Source organism: Rhodoplanes sp. JGI PP 4-B12, from assembly GCF_900188135.1.
The window spans coordinates 1-16,912 of sequence record NZ_FYEN01000002.1 but is presented as its reverse complement, the minus strand read 5'-3'; the positions used below and the strand labels follow the sequence as shown (position 1 = coordinate 16,912).

The window sequence follows — 16,912 nt, the reverse complement described above, 5'->3', positions numbered from 1 at the left end:
CGCGCATTAAGCACATCGCTTGTTGCACCGGAGTGCCGGCGAAACTCAATGTCTCGGAATCGAACGAACAGGCGCCCATGCTTTTGATAAAAAATGGCGCGCGGAAATGATCCGGCTTGCAGCCGGCGAATACGGCATCAAGCGGCGCAAGTAACATCGGGCCGGCGAGCGCCGCCGCGAACAGATAGTCGTGAATTTTGCTCGACACGCGCAAGCGTCAAATCCCGATTTTGAGACTCGCTACTATCGCGATCAATGCCCGTCATGCCAACCCGCGAAGTGGCTTTTTTGATCCGCGTCCGCCGCGCGATGAATAAATATTCAGATAAAAATCGGAAAATCGGTGAACAGTGAACAAAATTCAATCTTTTGCCCGTTCGACATAGCTGCCGTCCGCCGTCATCACGACGATCTTGGTCCCCGTCGTGACAAAGGGCGGCACCGTTGTGCGCACGCCATTCGACAGCAGCGCCGGCTTATAGGAGGACGATGCGGTCTGTCCCTTCATCGTCGGCTCGGTTTCGACCACTTCCAGTACCGCTTTGGGCGGCAGTTCGATGGCGACTGCCACGCCTTCATGCAGGCTGATGGTCACCTCCATCTCCGGCTGCAGATAGGCCGTCTGGTCGCCGATGATATCGGCCGGCACCGCCACCTGGTCATAGCTTTCCATATTCATGAAATGAAAGCCGTCGCTGTCTTGATACATGAATTGATGCTTGCGGTCCTCGACGAAGGCACGTTCGACCTGATCGGTTGTCTTAAAGCGCAGCGACACCTTTACTCCATCACTGATGCGGCGGACATCGAGCTGGGTCACCGGCGTGCCTTTGCCGGGATGGATGCTCTCGGCGGCCATGACGACCCCGAGTTTGCCGTCGATTTCGACGATATTGCCTTTGCGCAACGAACTGGCGATGACTCTCACGGCTTCCTCAACATCAATGGCTTTCAGATTGGCTTTCGGATTGGCTTTCGGATTCTTGGCGCACCATACTGATCTTGAGCCTGACCGCTAGCTATTTCTGTTGTCACCGCTGGACAAGGACATGCCACACAAAGACATGCCGCACCAAGACATGCCGCACCAAGACATGCCGCACGTTCCGCCGTCCTCCTCGCGCTTTTGGGCGCCTCACGTTCATGCCGACCGGCGGCCGATCCTGTTGGCGCGCAGCCGCATTGTGGCGGCGCTGCGCAGCTGGTTCGCCAGTCGCGAATTCGTCGAGGTTGAGACTGGAACCCTGCGGATCTCGCCGGGCAATGAGACCCATCTGCACGCCTTCGCCACGGCGCTCGTGACGACGGACGGCAGGACGGCGCCACTTTATCTGCGGATGTCCCCGGAATTTGCTTGCAAGAAGCTGTTGGCGGCCGGCGAGCGGCGCATTGTCGAATTCGCCAAGGTGTTTCGCAATCGCGAGCGCACGCCGTTGCATCACCCCGAATTCACGCTCCTGGAATGGTACCGTGCCGGCGAGCCTTATGGCGTGCTGATCGACGACTGCGTGGCGATGTTGCGTGAGGCCGCGCGTGCCGCGGCGGCGGCGCAGTTCACTTACCGCGGTCGGTCGAGCGACCCGTTTGCTGCTCCTGATCGGCTCACGGTCGCGGAAGCTTTCGCGCGCTTTGCCGGCATCGATCTTTTGGCGACCTTAAACAATGAGGCGGCGGCTCGCGAGCATTTTGCACATGCGGCGCAAGCTGCAGGCATCCGCATCGCCGATGACGATCGCTGGGCCGATATTTTCAGCCGCGTCTTGGTGGAGCGGATCGAGCCCCATCTCGGTATCGGCCGGCCCACGATCCTCGACGAATATCCGGCGGTACTCTCGGCCCTGGCTAAACCGGCGCGCGATCCGCGCGTCGCCGAACGCTTCGAGCTTTATGTCTGCGGCATCGAACTCGCCAACGGCTTTGGCGAACTGACCGATGCGGCCGAGCAGCGCCGGCGGCTCGAAGAGGAGATGGTCGAGAAGGAGCGGCGCTACGGCGCGCGCTATCCGCTCGACGACGATTTTCTCGCCGCGCTCGCCGTTATGCCGGAAGCATCGGGCGTTGCGCTGGGTCTCGACCGGCTTGTCATGCTGGCAACCGGCGCGTGGCGGATCGATCAAGTGCTCTGGACACCGCTCGACGATCCGTCGCAGTAGAAAGCGCATCGCTTTGACGCCATGACTCTTTGACGCCATGACACTTAAGGTGTCAGGCGAAAAGCAATCGGAGAAAATGAGGTTCGGCCATGCCGGCAAGAAACAAAACCCTGCGTAGCGCATCCGAACTTGTCGAAGCGCAAGTCATAAAGCCGGAGCGGCTTGTCGGCCTGCAAAAGGTCGCGGCGCGTTATGCGGTGGCGATCACGCCGGCGCTTGCCGATTTGATCGACACGGCGAACCCACACGATCCGATTGCACGGCAATTTGTTCCGGACGAGCGCGAGCTCGAAACGCACGCACAAGAAAACGGCGATCCGATCGGCGACGAGGCGCACAGCCCGGTCGCCGGCGTGGTTCATCGCTATCCCGACCGCGTCCTTCTGAAACTGGTCAATGCCTGCGCGGTCTATTGCCGTTTCTGCTTCCGCCGCGAGATGGTCGGGCCGGGACGCGGCGCGCTGACCGGCGCAGCGCTTACAACGGCGCTCGATTACATCGCCCGCACGTCGCAGATCTGGGAAGTGATCTTGACCGGTGGCGACCCGCTGTTACTGCCGCCGCGCCGTCTGAAAGATGTGATGACGCGACTTGCCACGATCGATCATGTGAAAGTCATTCGCATTCACACGCGCGTTCCGATCGCGGCGCCGGAGCGAGTGACTGCTGCATCGGTGCGGGCGCTGCGCACCGGCAAAGCGACTTTTCTAGTCTTGCACGCCAATCACGCCCACGAACTTGGCGAGAGGGCGCGCGCCGCGTGCGCCCGCGTGATCGACGCCGGCATACCTATGCTGTCCCAGTCAGTTCTGCTGCGCGGCGTCAATGACGACGTCGGCACGCTCGGCGCTTTGATGCGCGCTTTGGTCGAATGTCGGATCAAACCGTATTACCTGCACCATGCCGATCTGGCGCCCGGCACCGCGCATTTCCGCACGACAATCGCCGAAGGCCAGGAGATCATGCGCGCGCTACGTGGGCGCTATTCCGGCCTGTGCCAGCCGCAATATGTGCTCGACATACCCGGCGGCCACGGCAAATCGCCGATCGGGCCCAACTATTTGAGCCCCGATCGGACAGAGATCACCGATTTCAAAGGCGCGCGGCACGCCTATGCGGCTGCGGCGCGCTGATCATCTTCACGCAAAGCGAAGAATACCGCGGTCTCGAATTGGTAGCCGCAGTCTTGGCAAGACCACGTGTGTCGCACGCAGCGCTCGTTCAAATATTCAGACCAGTCGGGCGCGAGCAGCCACTCGCCGCATTGCGGACAATGGTTCTTGCTGTAGGTCGCCAAGCGCGTCCGTGCCGCCGTCTCGGCATGCAGAGCCATGATTCTTTCCTCCCTGAACCACACCCTCTGCCCATCGACAAGGCTAGAATCATTCCGTGGCGGCAGCAAGACAGATTTGCGTCCGCGACGTGAGCGCTTAGCGGAGAATGTGGGTAACGATCCAACGCTTGTTTGAAATTGTGCGGTGCGTCAGCGGCGATTTGATCGGATGTGATGTGTCGGTTGCGCCCATTGTTGATATAAGTGCTGAACGCCAGTCGATTTAAAGTCGATTCAAACAGAGGAGCAATGTTTATGAGATTATTGCTGTCGGCAGTTACCCTTATCGCCGCGAGCGCTGCGCTCGGCACGCCAGCACAGGCGCAAAATTATCCGTGGTGCGCTCTCTATAACGGCGGCGGCGCGGGCGGGGGAACGAATTGCGGCTTCGTCAGCTTTGCGCAGTGCATGGCGACAGCGCGGGGTCTCGGTTCATTTTGCACCATGAATACGCAATACGTCCCGCCGCCGGGTCCGCACCCGCAACGTCGCCATCCATACTGAACTTAGCCGGGCGCCAATGGGGGTGTGGCGAGCTGCAAAGTTTCCGCGCCGGGCGCCACGTTGAGCACGACGCCGCACCACCTGCAGTCGAAAGCTTGCAATACGCCGTGCGCGCTCACATCAGGAGCAGGGCGAGCGAAGTGCATCGGCAAACCGCAGAACGGGCAGTGCGGATGGGGGGGCATCGGCGTCCATGCCGCCGAGCCATAGGCTTAGATGGTTAATCAAAGGTAAATGAGACGCGATCCGGCGCTACTCATCGGGGGTGACTTTGCAGCGCCCCGAATAAATACCCGTAGTGCAGGGTCAATAGTTCAGTGCCTCGGTCGATGGAGGTAGCTATGAGGATTTTGCTGCTCTTGTTGGGAGCTTATGTCGCTGCCGTTGCAGGAGGCACGCGTGCCGAGGCGCAAAACTATCCGTGGTGTGCGATTTACAGCGGTCGGGCGGGCGGCACAAATTGCGGCTTTACAACATTTCAACAATGCATGGACACCGCGCGCGGGCTCGGCTTGCCAGCCAAATACGCAATACCAGCCGCCACCCGGGCCGCATCCACCGAGGAAGTTGCGAGGGCGCTATCCATATTGAGTGACTTTTTGAGTGACTTTTTGAGTGACTTTTTGAGTGGCTTGCGCGTCAATTGCCCGACGACGAATAAGCTTTGCGTAGTAGCGCCGGCAGTTCGGCGAGGTTTACTGTTATCCACGCCACGTTGCGTGGATGCACAAACCCGTTCCGCGTCGATGTCGATTTCCGCGCTGCTTATTGGATCCATTTTGGACCCACGCCTGATTTCGTCGGCTATGTCTTTGAGATCATTGGCGCGCCCTACGGGAATCGAACCCGTGTTTCCGCTGTGAAAGGGCCGCTAACAGGTCTAACGCCGTCTAAGGCCGTCTAAAGAATTACCGATAACGTCGAATAATCGGCCATATCTGACCAGGCTTGTCTAAGCCTATTCTCCCGCGTATATTGGACATCTGTTGGACACGGGCGGTTTCCGCCTTGCGGGGGATCTTCAGATGGCACGCACAATCCGTGATGCTTCACTCGAAAGCCGCGCCGCCAGAGAGCGTCTTAAACCGCGTGGGAAGCCCTACTACCGCGCGATCGAGGAGGGACTCCATCTCGGCTACCGCAAACCAAGGGGCCGCCGCGGGAGTCCCGCTGTGGCCGGCAAGTGGGTTGTCCGCCACTATGTCGGCGGACAAGCGTACGAGGTCGAAACGCTCGACGGCGGCGCCGATGACCGTACCGACGCCGATGGCGTCGCCATTCTTAACTTCCGGCAGGCCCAACAGAAGGCGCGGGAGCTCATGCAGCGCCGGGCCCACGCCGCCGCCGGCAAGAGCGGCCCCTATACCGTCAACAACGCGCTCGATGATTATTTCAAGTGGCTCGAGGGTGAAGGCAGATCAGCGAGAGCAATTCAGGACGCCAAAGGCCGAGCCGCGGCATTTATCCGCCCAAAACTTGGAAAAATGGAAGTCGGCAAGTTGCCCGCTGACGATTTACGAAACTGGCGCAACGGTATTGCCAAGTCTTTGCCGCGCGTCCGAACCAAGCCGGGGGAAAAGCAGCAGCACCGGCCAGCGCCCGAAGGTGCCACCGCGGACGAACTCGAGGACGATCGGCGCGCGCGGCGCAGCACGGCCAATCGAATATGGACAACCCTTCGCGCTGCACTCAATCTCGCATTTGCGAACGAGAAGGTGCCGAGCGATGCCGCATGGCGAAAAATCACCCCCTACAAAGGTGTGGATAAAGCTCGAGTCCGCTACCTCGAGGTGGCGGACGCTCACCGTCTAGCCAACACCGTCGACATCAAGTTTCGGCCGATGGTGCAGGCGGCGCTGCTGACTGGCGGCAGATATGGGCAGTTGGCCCGCCTGGTTGTCGCGGATTTCAACCGTGACGCCGGCACCGTCAGGATGGCCAGCAGGAAAGGTGATGGCACCGAAAAGGTCTACCACGTTCACCTCACCGACGAGGGCGTGCGCTTCTTCAAGCAGACCGCCCTTGACCGCAGTGACCCGAAGAGCCTGCTTTTTCCAAAACCCGACGGTACAGCGTGGCAGAAGTCCGATCAGGCTAGGCCGATGCAAGAGGCCAGCGACCGGGCGAAGATCAAGCCGGCGGTAAACTTCCACTGCCTGCGCCACACCTACGCATCTCACGCCGTCATGAACGGCGCGGCGTTGCTCGTCGTGGCGCAAAATCTCGGCCACACCGACACGCGCATGGTTGAGAAGCACTATGGCCACCTTTCAACTTCATACGTTGCTGAGGCAATCCGAAAGAACGCACCGCGCTTCGGCTTCAAGGTTGACAGCAACGTCGCGGCGATCAGGTAATCGAGATCGACGCGGATAGGGATTGCAACCCGATAAGGCCGGTTTCCGCATCGGCCTTCCGCGTCGACCACAATGCGGGCGCCAGCGGAGGCGCATATGGGCTACAGGGGCACAACGATCAGCGTCGTTGAGATGGTCGACGAGTTGATACGGAACGGGCGAACAACCCACGAGGCGGGGAAAGAATTACAGCAGGCGATCGGGGATGGCATCATTGTGCTCTTCACGGACCGCGACCTGGAACGAGTCGTTAGCGACATCGGAAAGATGGTCAGTGCTTACAGCGCGCGGCTGCGAGGCGAGCGCGTAAGCCCCGGCGAGATGACATGGCAGATGTATTTGACGAGCGTGATAGCAGTAAGGGAACAATTTGAAACTGCCTGCCAGCTTCCTCCTTCGCGTTCGGCGCCGGATAGCTCTGACCGCCCGCGACTGCGACCCATCGAAAGCGGCATCGCAGCAGCGATCGATAACCTCTGGCCGGACGGCTTTCCAGCAGGGCAGAGAGCGAGCGGGCGAAATAGCCAAATTAACCAGTACCTATTGGACCATGGCTACGTACCGCCGGCCTCTGAGGAAGCCCTTGAGAGAGCAATACAGCGACACTTGAGGAGCCGGCCAAAGGGGAAATAACGATCGTGTCGGCTAATGTCGGCTAATGTCGGAAAATGTCGCTTGGATTAAAGCCCCGATAGATCATCTTTCGTTTGTGTTCAAATCAACACGAACGAGTCCAAGATGGAAACGATCAATCAAAGCGTGACCGGCAAGAAAGCCTTTTCGATCGAGGAATTCTGCCAGCTTCACGGCATCAGCCGGGCAACCTACTACAATCTGAAAAAAGAGGGGAAAGGCCCGCGCGAGATGGCGGTCCTTGGTCGGAAGCTAATTTCCGATGAAAGTGCCGCAATGTGGCGGCAGCAGATGGAAGTTGCAGCCGCCTAAAACACCACGACCCGCGCGGGATTTTGCACGGGCCGGGGCAAAGGCGGTTTCGATTGCAGGTCGAGGCGCCCGATATAGCCGCAGCCCTAGTCGCACGCAAGTCTTCGCGCGATCGTCCAATCAATTAGGAGATCGCCGATGTCGATCGACTGCGCCTTTTACGGGTTTATCGCCGCCGACGCCGAACAGCGAACATCGCAAGCCGGCAAGCCTTGGGTGCGGCTGCGAGTTGGCGTCGGCAAAGACGACGCGGTGCAGTGGGTACAAGTCGCCGTGTTTGGCAAAGCCGCCGAGAAGGCAGCCGAACTGAAAAAGGCCGACCGCTGCTACATCGAGGGCACCATCAAACTCGACACCTGGCAAGGCGCCGATGGCAATGAACGCCACGGGCTGAGCGTTGCTGCCTTCCGATGTGAGCCAACGCACCGCATCGGCCGCAATAAGCCCGATCGAAAACCGAAGAACAGTGCGCCGGCACGGACATCGACCACACCGAGCAACGGTGTTGCCTTCGACGATGAGATCCCGTTTTGAACGCTGAGCGCAATACAGGACGGCTCGCTATGAGCATCGCGCAGATAGCCGAGGACGGCCTCGAACCGCAGTCGCGTGCCGTCGATCATTTGGCCCAGGCCATCGATTACGTGCGGCCAAAGCTGGAGCGAACGGGCCCAATTACGGAGCGCGCACGAACGTTTTGGGCCGCGGTGCGAGCAGCTAGAAAATTAGCCGCAACCGACGTCATCCACGATGAATTTCGGCAGCTTGCGATCGATACGGGCTTGTTCGCCGACCTCGGTGATCATCCGCCTTATGCGGCCGGCGAGACCATTGAGCATTTAATCAGGTGGGGCTTGTTCGCCCGCAATCCCTTCCGGTGAACCATGGCGAAGGTTGAGACTAAATTTGAACAAGAGTTTTGCGCCGCGATGGATGAGACGCGGCCGCCTAATCACAAACCGGCGCCTGCGAAGAGCCGCAGCACGATAGTTCAAGCCCGCAGCGAGGAGAAAGCGCCGATCGATAGCAAGCCATGGTGGCGGGATCCAGAGACAATCCCGCCGCGGCGCTATCTCTACGGTCGACACTACATCCGGGGCGCCGTCGGTGCCACGATCGCAGCCGGCGGCCGCGGCAAGACCACACTCGCAATCTACGAGGCCGTGTCGATGACGGCAGGGCGCAATCTCAAAACCGGCGAAGCTTTGCTGTGTGAGCCGCTGCGCGTCGGCCTGCTCAATGGCGAGGAAGATCAGGACGAGCTCGATCGCCGGGTGGCCGCAACGTGCCAGTGCTACGGCATAACCGAATCCGACCTCGGTGGCCGACTGTTTGTCAAATCAGTCCGCGATCAGCCGATTAGGATTGCGATGATGGTCAGGAACGCACCGAGGCTCGATCCCGGCGCCGTCGCGCAACTGGAAGCGTTTCTTCGGGACAATCGACTAGACGTACTGATGGTCGATCCCCTTATCTCGTTTCACAGCGTGCCGGAAAATGACAACGGCGCCATGGATGTTGTCATCAAGGAAGGCTTTGGCGCGATCGTTGCAAACACCAACTCAGCCGCCGAAGTTTTTCATCACCCCGGCAAGCCCAAACCGGGCCAGGCCGAAACAGTCGTCGAAGACGCCCGCGGTGCATCGGCCGTCATTTGGGCGGTGCGGTCCGCTCGGGTGCTCAATTTCATGTCCCCCGAGGAAGCGACCAAACTCGGCATCGTCGAAGCCGATCGCCGACTGCACATCCGCGTCGCCAACGGCAAGGCCAATATGGGGCCCATCGGCAAGGCTGAATGGATGAAACTGCTCATCGAAAATCTGCCCAACGGCGACCAAGTTGCGTGCTCCAGTTCGTGGAAGCCGCCGGACCCCTTCAAAGGCATAACCACGGCTGACATGGAACTGGCGCGCCACTGGAGCACAACTGGAGCATATCGGGCCGACAGTCGATCGCCACATTGGCTCGGCTACAAGCTGGCAGAACACCTGCACCTCGACGTCACACACGACGGCCGCGGCCCCGAAGGCGACGCCAAGGACATTGCCCGCATAAAAGAAATCCTCAAGCAGTGGACAAAAAACAAGGTCCTGGCCACCGAACAGCGAACCGGCGACGATCGCCGGCAGCGCGCGTTCTACACGCCCGGACCGTTCCAGCCGGAAATCCCCACGAACGGTTTCACCGAAGACGAATTATTCACAATGCAATGAACTGGAGCACAACTGGAGCAAACTGGAGCAACCAGTCGGCCTCAAAGGTCTCGGTTCTGCTCCAGTGCTCCAGTTGCTCCAGTCCCCTTAGGGACGGAGCACTGGAGTGGAGCACCGGACCCGTGCCATGCGATGGCACGCAAACAGGACAGGCCGTCCGCCAAAATCCGCAGCGCGAGAGCACGTTGCCAATCATCGGACAACCTGAGAAGGCGAGAATTAGGTACTTTGAGCGCGCAGCAATCGAATAGGTTTTCGAAAATGCCGGCAAATCCACCGCTCACAGCATCCGGTTCGCGCGAGTTGAAGCGCCCGCGGCCGATTCCGCGATCCGTGCGCGCTGCGATCGTGCTGATGGTCTATGGTGAGGTTGATGATCCTGATTGCGCGCCGCTCGATTTCATCGAAGCCGCGAAACGAGCCGGCGTTAAGCCCGATGTGATGCGCAGGTATCTCGACCGCGCCGAGGTGCGGGCGCTATTGCGAAGCGAGCGGAGGGCCTTTCGAGAGGCCATCTGTGCCGGAAACGAAGGCGCCTTGCAGCGTGTCCGTGACAAATCGGCAAATAGCATGGCGCAGGTCGCTGCGGTCCGCGCGCTGGAACAGCTCGACGCAGAGGCAACGGCGCGTCCGCTGAATGCGTCGTCACCGGGCATCGTTATTTGCATCGTTCCGCGTGGTAAATACGAACAATCGAACGCCCCCCAGCCCGTGACGATCGACGCAAAGCCGGCGCCCGCTATCGAGCACGAGCCAAGGCGTGACGCCCACGGACGCCGGCTCGACGCGAACGGAGATCCAATCTTCGATTTTGACCCGTATACCGCCCCGACAAAGCGGTAACGTAGCGAGCATTATGCATGGAAATCCGCAAAACACAGGCACTTCGGATTGAGGTGACTGTCCATGTCCAACACGCAGCCAATATGCGCCGATGATTGGCGCGCCTTCCTCCGTCACCTGATCGTGCAAAACGCTCACCAGCGGTCACGGCTGAGTCAGCGCAGGGCATCCTACGCCGCAGCCTCGATCGGCAGTCAGCTTGTCACGTCCTGTCATGCGAGCAAGGCGAAGGTTTAGCGCGCGCGCGTACATGCACGCGTATTTGCTTGGTTTCCGCAGCATGTCACGACCTGTAACAAGGCACTCCTGCGATCGTCGGAATTCGGCCGACGCCGCTGAGAGGCGACCGGCAGGAAAAGTTTCGAGTTCCGCGCGCGGCTCCAGAATTGAGCGTTCATTTTAGAAATGAGACCTCCGAATTTTTTGGAGTGCCAGAACTTCGCGACGGTACGTTGCCAGCTTCAAACAAGTTCTATCAATTTACGCGAAACACCACGACGAGGATTTGCGGAATGAGTGAGAACGCGCAAAAGCGGGAACAGCCTCAAATTTCGGTCCCGGTCGATTCCGAAATGTTGGCGCGGGTCAAATCGGCGGCTGAGCGTGAGCACCGCTCGGTTGCTAACTTCGCCCGGCTTGCATTGGCGCGGGCGCTTGAAAACCAGGGCGAAGGGGTGGCCGCATGAGCGACAAAATCACCGAACCGACAATGCCATTTCCGCCAGAAATGTTTGCGGTGACGAAAGAGTTTTTGAAGTTTTTTAACAATCCGAAGACGGTGGCGAAGGCCATTGGCGATTATGAGGCTGCAGCTCATCGGTTAAAACGAGCGACAGCGGAATTTGTGAGGAGAAGCCGAGCACATCGCGGCGTGCAAGGCGCGCGACGATGAAAGCGAGCGCAAAACAGCGGCAGCGGCTCGGCGCATTCTGGCGGCCGAAGGAGTCAAGCGCGGCCAAGATGCCCGCTCGGATCTGCTCGACCAACGCGAGAAAGAACTTGGGCTGTGGCGCAATAGGCGGGATACGCCGATCGGGACCAGCGGCATGACACGAGCGGCTTATGTCGAAGATGAATTCCACGCGACAGAGACTGATGCCGAGGGCCGCACCGTTCCCGTCAACGTGCGCCATGACCCGCAGGGCCAAGAATTTCGCGCCGGCACAACGCTTACCCGTTCGCAGACGGATTGATGCGATGTCCGGTGGTGCCCTTGCGCGGATTAGGAACTTCGGCAACACGCCATCGCGACCGCGCCTATTACGGAAACGCCCTGGGGGTAAATTCGGCGCCGCATCCAAACCGAAAAAATTGAATGCGGAGGAGCGCCGTGAGGTTGAAGAGAGATTGAGGTGCGAAGGTAAGCTGCAACCATGACCGACAGCACGAACAACCAACCACCGCCCCACGTCGCCGCCGCCGCGAAAATTGTCGATGAGTGGCTCAAAGGCCAGCCGTCGATACCCGGCGCTGGGCCTCCGCCGTCCACATTGTCGGCGGCCGAGCGGTTCAAGCGAGCGCGTGAAGTCGATCAGAGCAAAATGCCGCCGTGGAAAGATCCGAGGGCGGCATGAGCGTACTCACCGTCACCGTCACCGATCCGGTCCACGACAGGAAATCGTCGGAAGCCGCCTATCTCGCGCGTGTGCTGCGACTCGTCGCGCAACAGATACAATCGCAACAGGGCACCAAGTCCGGCTCGCAGAATGTTCTCGGCACAAGCGCTGCTGGCGCGCCTAATACCGTAGTCGCCTCGTTCAATTATACCGCTAGTGCGAGCAATCCTTAGCTGAAAGCTGACCGCAGTGGCGCAGCAATTAGCAGAAGCTACGGAAGCGCAGCAAAGCGTTATCGCTTCCTTTAGTGATTACGGTGGCATGCTTGAAGCAATGCGGATGCGTGCGAAGGAACGCGCATTCGCGGTTGGCAGCGAGGATACGGCAGATGTTGCCGGATTGCCGCGCGGTTATATCCAGTGGCTTTTAGGACCGAATCCGCGGCGCCGTGTCGGCATGTTTTCGCTTGGTCCATTGCTGACAATTCTCGGCGTGAAGCTGGTCATGGTCGAGGATCCAGAAGCGATTGCGCTGGTCGGCGATCGCTTGCCGAAGCGCAATGAATCGAGCGTGCGTAGCGGCGCTGTGCATGTTGAGTTGACCCGCCGTTTCCTCAAGAAAATAGGCAAGAAAGGCGGCGCGAATAGCCGAAAGAATCTTACGCCTCGCCAAGCTAGCGAGCTCGGCCGCCGCGCCGCGATCGCGCGCTGGCAAACGACACGAGGCCGGGTGACATGACCACGATCTCGCAGAAAGCAATTCTGTTCGATGAACCCCTTGATGTGCTGATCGAGGAAGCGAGGTTGCTCGATCTGTATCGGGAGCAAATCGGCGAGGCAATCGAGGACATCCTGAGAAAGTCTCCTAACTCACTGTGTTCGCGGGCCGCGGCGACTGCGTTTGTCGCTCGCATCGGCTCAAATATTCCAGATCATTCGATAGCGGCGGCCGTTAAAAGTCTCGCCATCATCGAATTTGCAAGACGAGGATTGACATAAAATGGGTGCGGGCGGGGCGGCGGCTGGATTATCTCTAGGGGCCATCGGTCTACAAGCCTATGGCGACTACACCAAAGCCGAAGGCATCGCGGCCGGCGACACGTTCAAGGCCGAGGAATTGCAGCGCGCCGCAGAATACGGCGAACTGAAAGCCACACAGACTAATGCGCAGATAACGCGCAATCTCAATATCACGCTCGGCAATATCGATGCGGTGCGGGCGGCGGCGCGGGCCAACCCGACATCGCCAACGGGCGTTGCGGTGCGCGATTATGCCGAACAAGTTGGAACAGAACAAAAGACCATTGCCGTTACAAATATTCTCAGCCAAGTGCAGCAACAGGAAGCCGACGCCGCCTATCTGCGCTCGGCGGCGTCTAATGCGTTGCTGTCGGGCAAGATCGCTGTTGCTGGCGATATTGTCGGCGGCTTGAGTGGTGGCATGCGCGGCATGGGAAGCGGGGGCGGTGGTTACGTTTCCGATGTTCCTAATCCGGCTGGCCCGTACACGACCGGAGCGCCATACTGATCGGCGTTGTGGATCAAACAAAAATTATTTCTCGTACAAGTCGAGAATTCAGCGTGTCACACAGCGTGTCACAGCGTGTCACACAGCGTGTCACAGCGTGTTTTAAACAGCCGCCTGATTGACGCGACTCTTCCTAGCGCCGCATTGTTCGAGGCGCAGCCGTCGAGCGCAGAAACGCCCGACGGCCACTTGACGCAAGGCACCACGGACGGCGCCTCATGCCCAACTCTTCATATCAAAAAACTGAGTGGCATTCGCCTGGCCGGTGCTTTTCACCCACAGCTAGGAGCAATGTCATGTCACATGCAAATCTAAGCCGTCGCACTCTCGTAGCCAGCGCAGCCGCATTACCGATGCTTGCCGCGCCTGCCGCCGCTGCGCCGTCATGCACACTTCCGCCTGACCTGATTGAGCGGTTTGTGCGCTTCCGTGCGTGGCACCTGGAATTCAGCGCGCGGGAATCGCTTTGGAGCGATGAATTTGATAGGCGCTTTTATGCGGCTAGCGGCGTCACGGACGAACAATACCGTGATCTCGATCACAACGATCCCCGCCGGCAAGCACTAGGTGTGGCTCGCGATAAAATCTACGCAGAAATGCCCGACAATGATGAAAAGGACGAGCATGGACAAACCGAGTGTGACCGCCTCAGTGATGAGCGATGGGCCGTCGCCGAGGCCATGCTCGATCATGAGCCACACTCGATCGTCGATCTCGCGTGGCAGGCAGAAGCATGGCTCTTGGCTGATCTGGAGTTATATCAACACGACAACGGCAATCCCCTGCTCGGAACGATTTTTCGAAATATACGAATGCTCGGAGCGTTGCCTCAGCCCGAGGATCCTTTCGGCGCCCTAACGATCGTCGCAAGCGATGCAGCAAATGACGAAGTGGACGAGGAAGCAGCGGTGCGGTCATGAGCAACCTAAAAGTCGACAATCAGCCCGGCGACAATCCCGATGCCGAGCTTTTAGTATTTGGCGAAGCGCTCGAACGATTGTGGCCTCAATTTCAGGCTGCGATTGCGGCCAAGAACAAGAGCCAAGGAGCAGTATGCGACAGGTTTTATGCGCTCGACCGGCAGACTTGCGAACTTGCCAAAAAGATCATGGCGAGCCCGGTGCACACGCTTACCGGCTTGCGCGTCAAAGCTATGGTTGCCATTCATGCGCCGTGCGACTGCTGGGATAAACCTTTCGATGATCTCGATTGGGACAAGAAGGGCATTCGTGCGCTAGTCGAGGCGGTCTGTAGCGTAACGGGGCTTGAACCTCCAAAGGAAAAGCAATCCGCATAGCATCATCGGCGGGGGGCCGGCAGCCGCTTGCCCCGCGCTGGCGCTTAGTTCATGGCTTACCACGCCTCTGCCCCGGCTATTCACGCGGTCTGAGCTATTTTTGAAAAGGAGCGATGTCGTTCGCCCGCTAGGTCCGGTCGCCGATGTTCGGTGACGCGGAGCCACGGGTTTTCAAGTAAGGATCGAGCTTCCCGCAAAATCTGGTTTGCGGGATCATTTTTCAGTTGCTTGGATAATGTTTCAATTAGCTCGCGCTGAAAGCCGTGAAGTCGCCGCACTGTCGTTTCGTCGGCTGTCGTCGGGATTGCTTTCGATACTTTTTGTTCGGCTCCCCAGATTTTTTGGTCGATGTTAACTCGGAAAGCGCCAGCACCAGGAGTCTCCGTCTGCAGATCGGTAAGTACGTTGTCAACGAGTTCTTGCCATCGACTCATGGCTTGGTCCTTTCCTGTAGCAGTCCCGGCAGTACGGCGATGTAATTCGCTGTGATCCTGGGCTACTGCCAAAATTAAAACTGATCAAAATAGACCATGCGTGGGCTCTTCGAGCAGTCTGCTTCAGCGCAGACGGCACTCGACGCGCTCGAGCTGCAGCACTAGGCGCAGCGATACGACTACATCATTGATCGGCGCGGGGCCGGCAGGCGCTTGCCCCGCGATTTTCTTTGGACAGTCAGGGGGCGCGAAACATGGATATGGTTCTGACGGAGCAAGAGCAACAGCTTATTGAGTGCCTTCGCCAGCTAAAAGACCCCGACGAGTTCGGCCTCACCGTCAAGGGGAAGGCGGCGCATGGGAAATTGGTATGAGCGCCGGGCCTTCGGCAAAGGTGCCGCGCCAAATAAGAGGCCGCGGCGTCGGCTCGAGTTTCGACGCTGCGTGGGACGACGTCACCGGGCTCAAGTGGGGATGATTTCCCATGACCATTCTTCACAAAGATGAGCAGCCATTAAGCCTCAAGGGCTATCAGTCCGAACACCACGCTTGCATTGACTGCGGCTACAATACCAACCCCGGGGCGGCGCCGCGCGAGCTAGCGGAGTTCTTAATGAACCGCGATGGCGAAGTCCCGCTGACGGTCACTGAGGATTCCGAGATCTACATCGTGCGCGATGCCGTATGGAAAAACGCCGGCATGGAGCCGTGGGGCGGCTGCCTTTGCATCGGCTGTCTGGAAAAGCGCATTGGCCGCAAGCTGAAGCCCAAGGATTTTCCCGACCATGTATTCAACAATCCGGCAATACCCTGCACCGAGCGTCTAAGGGACCGCCGGGGCGGCTGAGCAGCTTGCCGCGTTACCACGTCGCGTGGGTATAGATCAGGGCAACCATCTGCAATCCAGTGCCGGCGACAATGCACCATAACCCTTTTCGCGCGGCATGACTTTGAGTCAGAAGCGAGTCGCGCAAGGCATTATTGCCACCGTAATAAGGCCCGCTGAGCTGCGTGGCTTGTTCGTGCGTAATGATGACGGCGCGCGAGGCAATCCACGCACCGATACCCGTGAACAGCAAGCCAACTAAGTTGAATCCCGCTTCAATCATGTTCAAATCCGATTTGTTAGTAACTCCGGCAGCTTGGCGATGTTTGCCGCAATCCACCGTCGATTCAGAGTGAGCAATTCTATACAGATTCAGAATAGTCGCCGGCCTAAGGTAACGACATGTCGGGCGCTTTTCCCCATCCCCCGACACCCCTAGCGCCCGATTTCTACAAAAGATCCCGGCCCCGATGCTGGGGTCTTTTTTTTATGCGGCTTTCAATTTGACAAAGCAGGGCGTCTAGTTCCTCGACGGACCAGGGCGGGGGGAGGGCATGAGCGATGATGGCACCATGCACTCGCGGTAGAATCAGCTTCCGAAGCCGAAAGGCAAGAACGGCCCGGACTTTTGGCCGGCAATATATCTCTCATGCCAAACAGCACTATCGACTGCAATCCTGTGCGCCTCGTCGCGCGTGAGCAGTTTCGCCGCTGCTCGCCGTCCAGGCATCGCCGGATATGCAAAATGCAGCGAGAATTTGATGGGTTGCGTTAGGTCGGGCGCAATTTGCGAGCGGATAGTTTTTTCACCGAAGGGGCATGGGGTGCTTCACCAACCGATGGGTGACACCATGATCTGGGAGACACGTGGCACGGTGCGGCGGCCCCTTGGAAACATCGGGATCATTATGGCCGAACCGGACG

The 16,912-nt window shown here is 59.0% G+C and carries 24 protein-coding genes; 18 read left to right on the top strand and 6 right to left on the bottom strand.

Features of this window, described 5'->3' with window-relative positions; genetic code table 11:
* On the bottom strand, nucleotides 1-208 hold a 208-nt coding region (locus CFA80_RS01125), incomplete at its 3' end, for a hypothetical protein (protein WP_210187759.1).
* Between the two features lie 153 nt (nucleotides 209-361).
* The gene (efp, locus tag CFA80_RS00240) at nucleotides 362-928 is read right to left on the bottom strand and encodes an elongation factor P (RefSeq protein WP_088518373.1); all 567 of its coding nucleotides are present in this window, start codon (nucleotides 926-928) and stop codon (nucleotides 362-364) included.
* A gap of 166 nt (nucleotides 929-1,094) precedes the next feature.
* Between efp and epmA the strand changes: the two genes are divergently transcribed.
* Together epmA and CFA80_RS00230 are read left to right on the top strand one after the other, a co-directional pair.
* A complete protein-coding gene (epmA, locus tag CFA80_RS00235; protein WP_088518374.1) occupies nucleotides 1,095-2,153 on the top strand; it encodes an EF-P lysine aminoacylase EpmA in 1,059 nt (352 codons plus the stop codon).
* An 89-nt stretch (nucleotides 2,154-2,242) separates the two neighbouring features.
* A complete protein-coding gene (locus CFA80_RS00230; protein ID WP_088518372.1) occupies nucleotides 2,243-3,286 on the top strand; it encodes a lysine-2,3-aminomutase-like protein in 1,044 nt (347 codons plus the stop codon).
* On the opposite strand, the gene CFA80_RS01095 is transcribed toward CFA80_RS00230, so the two are convergent.
* Nucleotides 3,265-3,486, bottom strand: a complete 222-nt coding sequence (locus CFA80_RS01095; RefSeq protein ID WP_088518371.1) for a hypothetical protein — start codon at nucleotides 3,484-3,486, stop codon at nucleotides 3,265-3,267. The genes CFA80_RS00230 and CFA80_RS01095 overlap by 22 nt on opposite strands.
* 845 nt (nucleotides 3,487-4,331) lie before the next feature.
* On the opposite strand from CFA80_RS01095, the gene CFA80_RS00215 reads away from it, so the two are divergent.
* The 9 genes from CFA80_RS00215 to CFA80_RS01080 all read left to right on the top strand — a co-directional run bounded on the left by CFA80_RS00215 (nucleotide 4,332) and on the right by CFA80_RS01080 (nucleotide 11,034).
* Complete coding sequence (locus CFA80_RS00215; RefSeq protein WP_159454595.1) at nucleotides 4,332-4,853, top strand: DUF3551 domain-containing protein; 522 nt, start codon at nucleotides 4,332-4,334, stop codon at nucleotides 4,851-4,853.
* 309 nt (nucleotides 4,854-5,162) lie between these two features.
* Nucleotides 5,163-6,347 carry a tyrosine-type recombinase/integrase gene (locus tag CFA80_RS00210; protein ID WP_245281129.1) on the top strand — a complete coding sequence of 395 codons (1,185 nt, stop codon included), beginning with the start codon at nucleotides 5,163-5,165 and terminating at the stop codon, nucleotides 6,345-6,347.
* A gap of 96 nt (nucleotides 6,348-6,443) precedes the next feature.
* The gene (locus tag CFA80_RS00205; protein WP_143549647.1) at nucleotides 6,444-6,980 is read left to right on the top strand and encodes a hypothetical protein; all 537 of its coding nucleotides are present in this window, start codon (nucleotides 6,444-6,446) and stop codon (nucleotides 6,978-6,980) included.
* A 105-nt stretch (nucleotides 6,981-7,085) separates the two neighbouring features.
* Nucleotides 7,086-7,292 (top strand): hypothetical protein, encoded by a 207-nt coding sequence (locus CFA80_RS00200; RefSeq protein ID WP_088518366.1) that lies wholly within the window; start codon nucleotides 7,086-7,088, stop codon nucleotides 7,290-7,292.
* A gap of 138 nt (nucleotides 7,293-7,430) precedes the next feature.
* Complete coding sequence (locus CFA80_RS00195) at nucleotides 7,431-7,826, top strand: single-stranded DNA-binding protein (RefSeq protein WP_088518365.1); 396 nt, start codon at nucleotides 7,431-7,433, stop codon at nucleotides 7,824-7,826.
* Nucleotides 7,827-7,855: 29 nt separating this feature from the next.
* Nucleotides 7,856-8,173, top strand: a complete 318-nt coding sequence (locus CFA80_RS00190; RefSeq protein WP_088518364.1) for a hypothetical protein — start codon at nucleotides 7,856-7,858, stop codon at nucleotides 8,171-8,173.
* Nucleotides 8,174-8,176: 3 nt separating this feature from the next.
* Nucleotides 8,177-9,505, top strand: a complete 1,329-nt coding sequence (locus tag CFA80_RS00185) for an AAA family ATPase (RefSeq protein ID WP_088518363.1) — start codon at nucleotides 8,177-8,179, stop codon at nucleotides 9,503-9,505.
* A gap of 261 nt (nucleotides 9,506-9,766) precedes the next feature.
* Nucleotides 9,767-10,348 (top strand): hypothetical protein, encoded by a 582-nt coding sequence (locus CFA80_RS00180; RefSeq protein ID WP_088518362.1) that lies wholly within the window; start codon nucleotides 9,767-9,769, stop codon nucleotides 10,346-10,348.
* Between the two features lie 428 nt (nucleotides 10,349-10,776).
* The gene (locus tag CFA80_RS01080; RefSeq protein WP_143549646.1) at nucleotides 10,777-11,034 is read left to right on the top strand and encodes a ribbon-helix-helix protein, CopG family; all 258 of its coding nucleotides are present in this window, start codon (nucleotides 10,777-10,779) and stop codon (nucleotides 11,032-11,034) included.
* Between the two features lie 75 nt (nucleotides 11,035-11,109).
* Here the strand turns inward: CFA80_RS01080 and CFA80_RS00175 are convergent, their stop codons facing one another.
* The gene (locus CFA80_RS00175) at nucleotides 11,110-11,481 is read right to left on the bottom strand and encodes a hypothetical protein (RefSeq protein ID WP_088518361.1); all 372 of its coding nucleotides are present in this window, start codon (nucleotides 11,479-11,481) and stop codon (nucleotides 11,110-11,112) included.
* A 416-nt stretch (nucleotides 11,482-11,897) separates the two neighbouring features.
* Between CFA80_RS00175 and CFA80_RS00165 the strand changes: the two genes are divergently transcribed.
* The 6 genes from CFA80_RS00165 to CFA80_RS00140 all read left to right on the top strand — a co-directional run bounded on the left by CFA80_RS00165 (nucleotide 11,898) and on the right by CFA80_RS00140 (nucleotide 14,728).
* Entirely contained in the window at nucleotides 11,898-12,137 is a 240-nt protein-coding gene (locus CFA80_RS00165; RefSeq protein ID WP_159454594.1) for a hypothetical protein, read from the top strand.
* Nucleotides 12,138-12,153: 16 nt separating this feature from the next.
* Nucleotides 12,154-12,642 (top strand): hypothetical protein, encoded by a 489-nt coding sequence (locus CFA80_RS00160; protein WP_088518358.1) that lies wholly within the window; start codon nucleotides 12,154-12,156, stop codon nucleotides 12,640-12,642.
* Nucleotides 12,639-12,902 carry a hypothetical protein gene (locus CFA80_RS00155; RefSeq protein WP_088518357.1) on the top strand — a complete coding sequence of 88 codons (264 nt, stop codon included), beginning with the start codon at nucleotides 12,639-12,641 and terminating at the stop codon, nucleotides 12,900-12,902. The genes CFA80_RS00160 and CFA80_RS00155 overlap by 4 nt, the downstream gene beginning before the upstream one ends.
* A 1-nt stretch (nucleotide 12,903) precedes the next feature.
* Entirely contained in the window at nucleotides 12,904-13,431 is a 528-nt protein-coding gene (locus tag CFA80_RS00150; protein ID WP_088518356.1) for a hypothetical protein, read from the top strand.
* A gap of 353 nt (nucleotides 13,432-13,784) precedes the next feature.
* Nucleotides 13,785-14,351, top strand: coding sequence for a hypothetical protein (locus CFA80_RS00145; protein WP_088518355.1), 567 nt, complete (start codon nucleotides 13,785-13,787; stop codon nucleotides 14,349-14,351).
* On the top strand, nucleotides 14,348-14,728 hold the full coding sequence (locus CFA80_RS00140) for a hypothetical protein (RefSeq protein ID WP_088518354.1): 381 nt from the start codon (nucleotides 14,348-14,350) through the stop codon (nucleotides 14,726-14,728). The genes CFA80_RS00145 and CFA80_RS00140 overlap by 4 nt, the downstream gene beginning before the upstream one ends.
* Before the next feature lie 80 nt (nucleotides 14,729-14,808).
* Here the strand turns inward: CFA80_RS00140 and CFA80_RS00135 are convergent, their stop codons facing one another.
* The gene (locus CFA80_RS00135) at nucleotides 14,809-15,162 is read right to left on the bottom strand and encodes a hypothetical protein (RefSeq protein ID WP_088518353.1); all 354 of its coding nucleotides are present in this window, start codon (nucleotides 15,160-15,162) and stop codon (nucleotides 14,809-14,811) included.
* A gap of 484 nt (nucleotides 15,163-15,646) precedes the next feature.
* Between CFA80_RS00135 and CFA80_RS00130 the strand changes: the two genes are divergently transcribed.
* Nucleotides 15,647-16,009 (top strand): hypothetical protein, encoded by a 363-nt coding sequence (locus CFA80_RS00130; RefSeq protein WP_088518352.1) that lies wholly within the window; start codon nucleotides 15,647-15,649, stop codon nucleotides 16,007-16,009.
* 13 nt (nucleotides 16,010-16,022) lie between these two features.
* Here the strand turns inward: CFA80_RS00130 and CFA80_RS00125 are convergent, their stop codons facing one another.
* Nucleotides 16,023-16,328 (bottom strand): hypothetical protein, encoded by a 306-nt coding sequence (locus CFA80_RS00125; protein ID WP_088518351.1) that lies wholly within the window; start codon nucleotides 16,326-16,328, stop codon nucleotides 16,023-16,025.
* Nucleotides 16,329-16,912 lie beyond the last annotated feature (584 nt).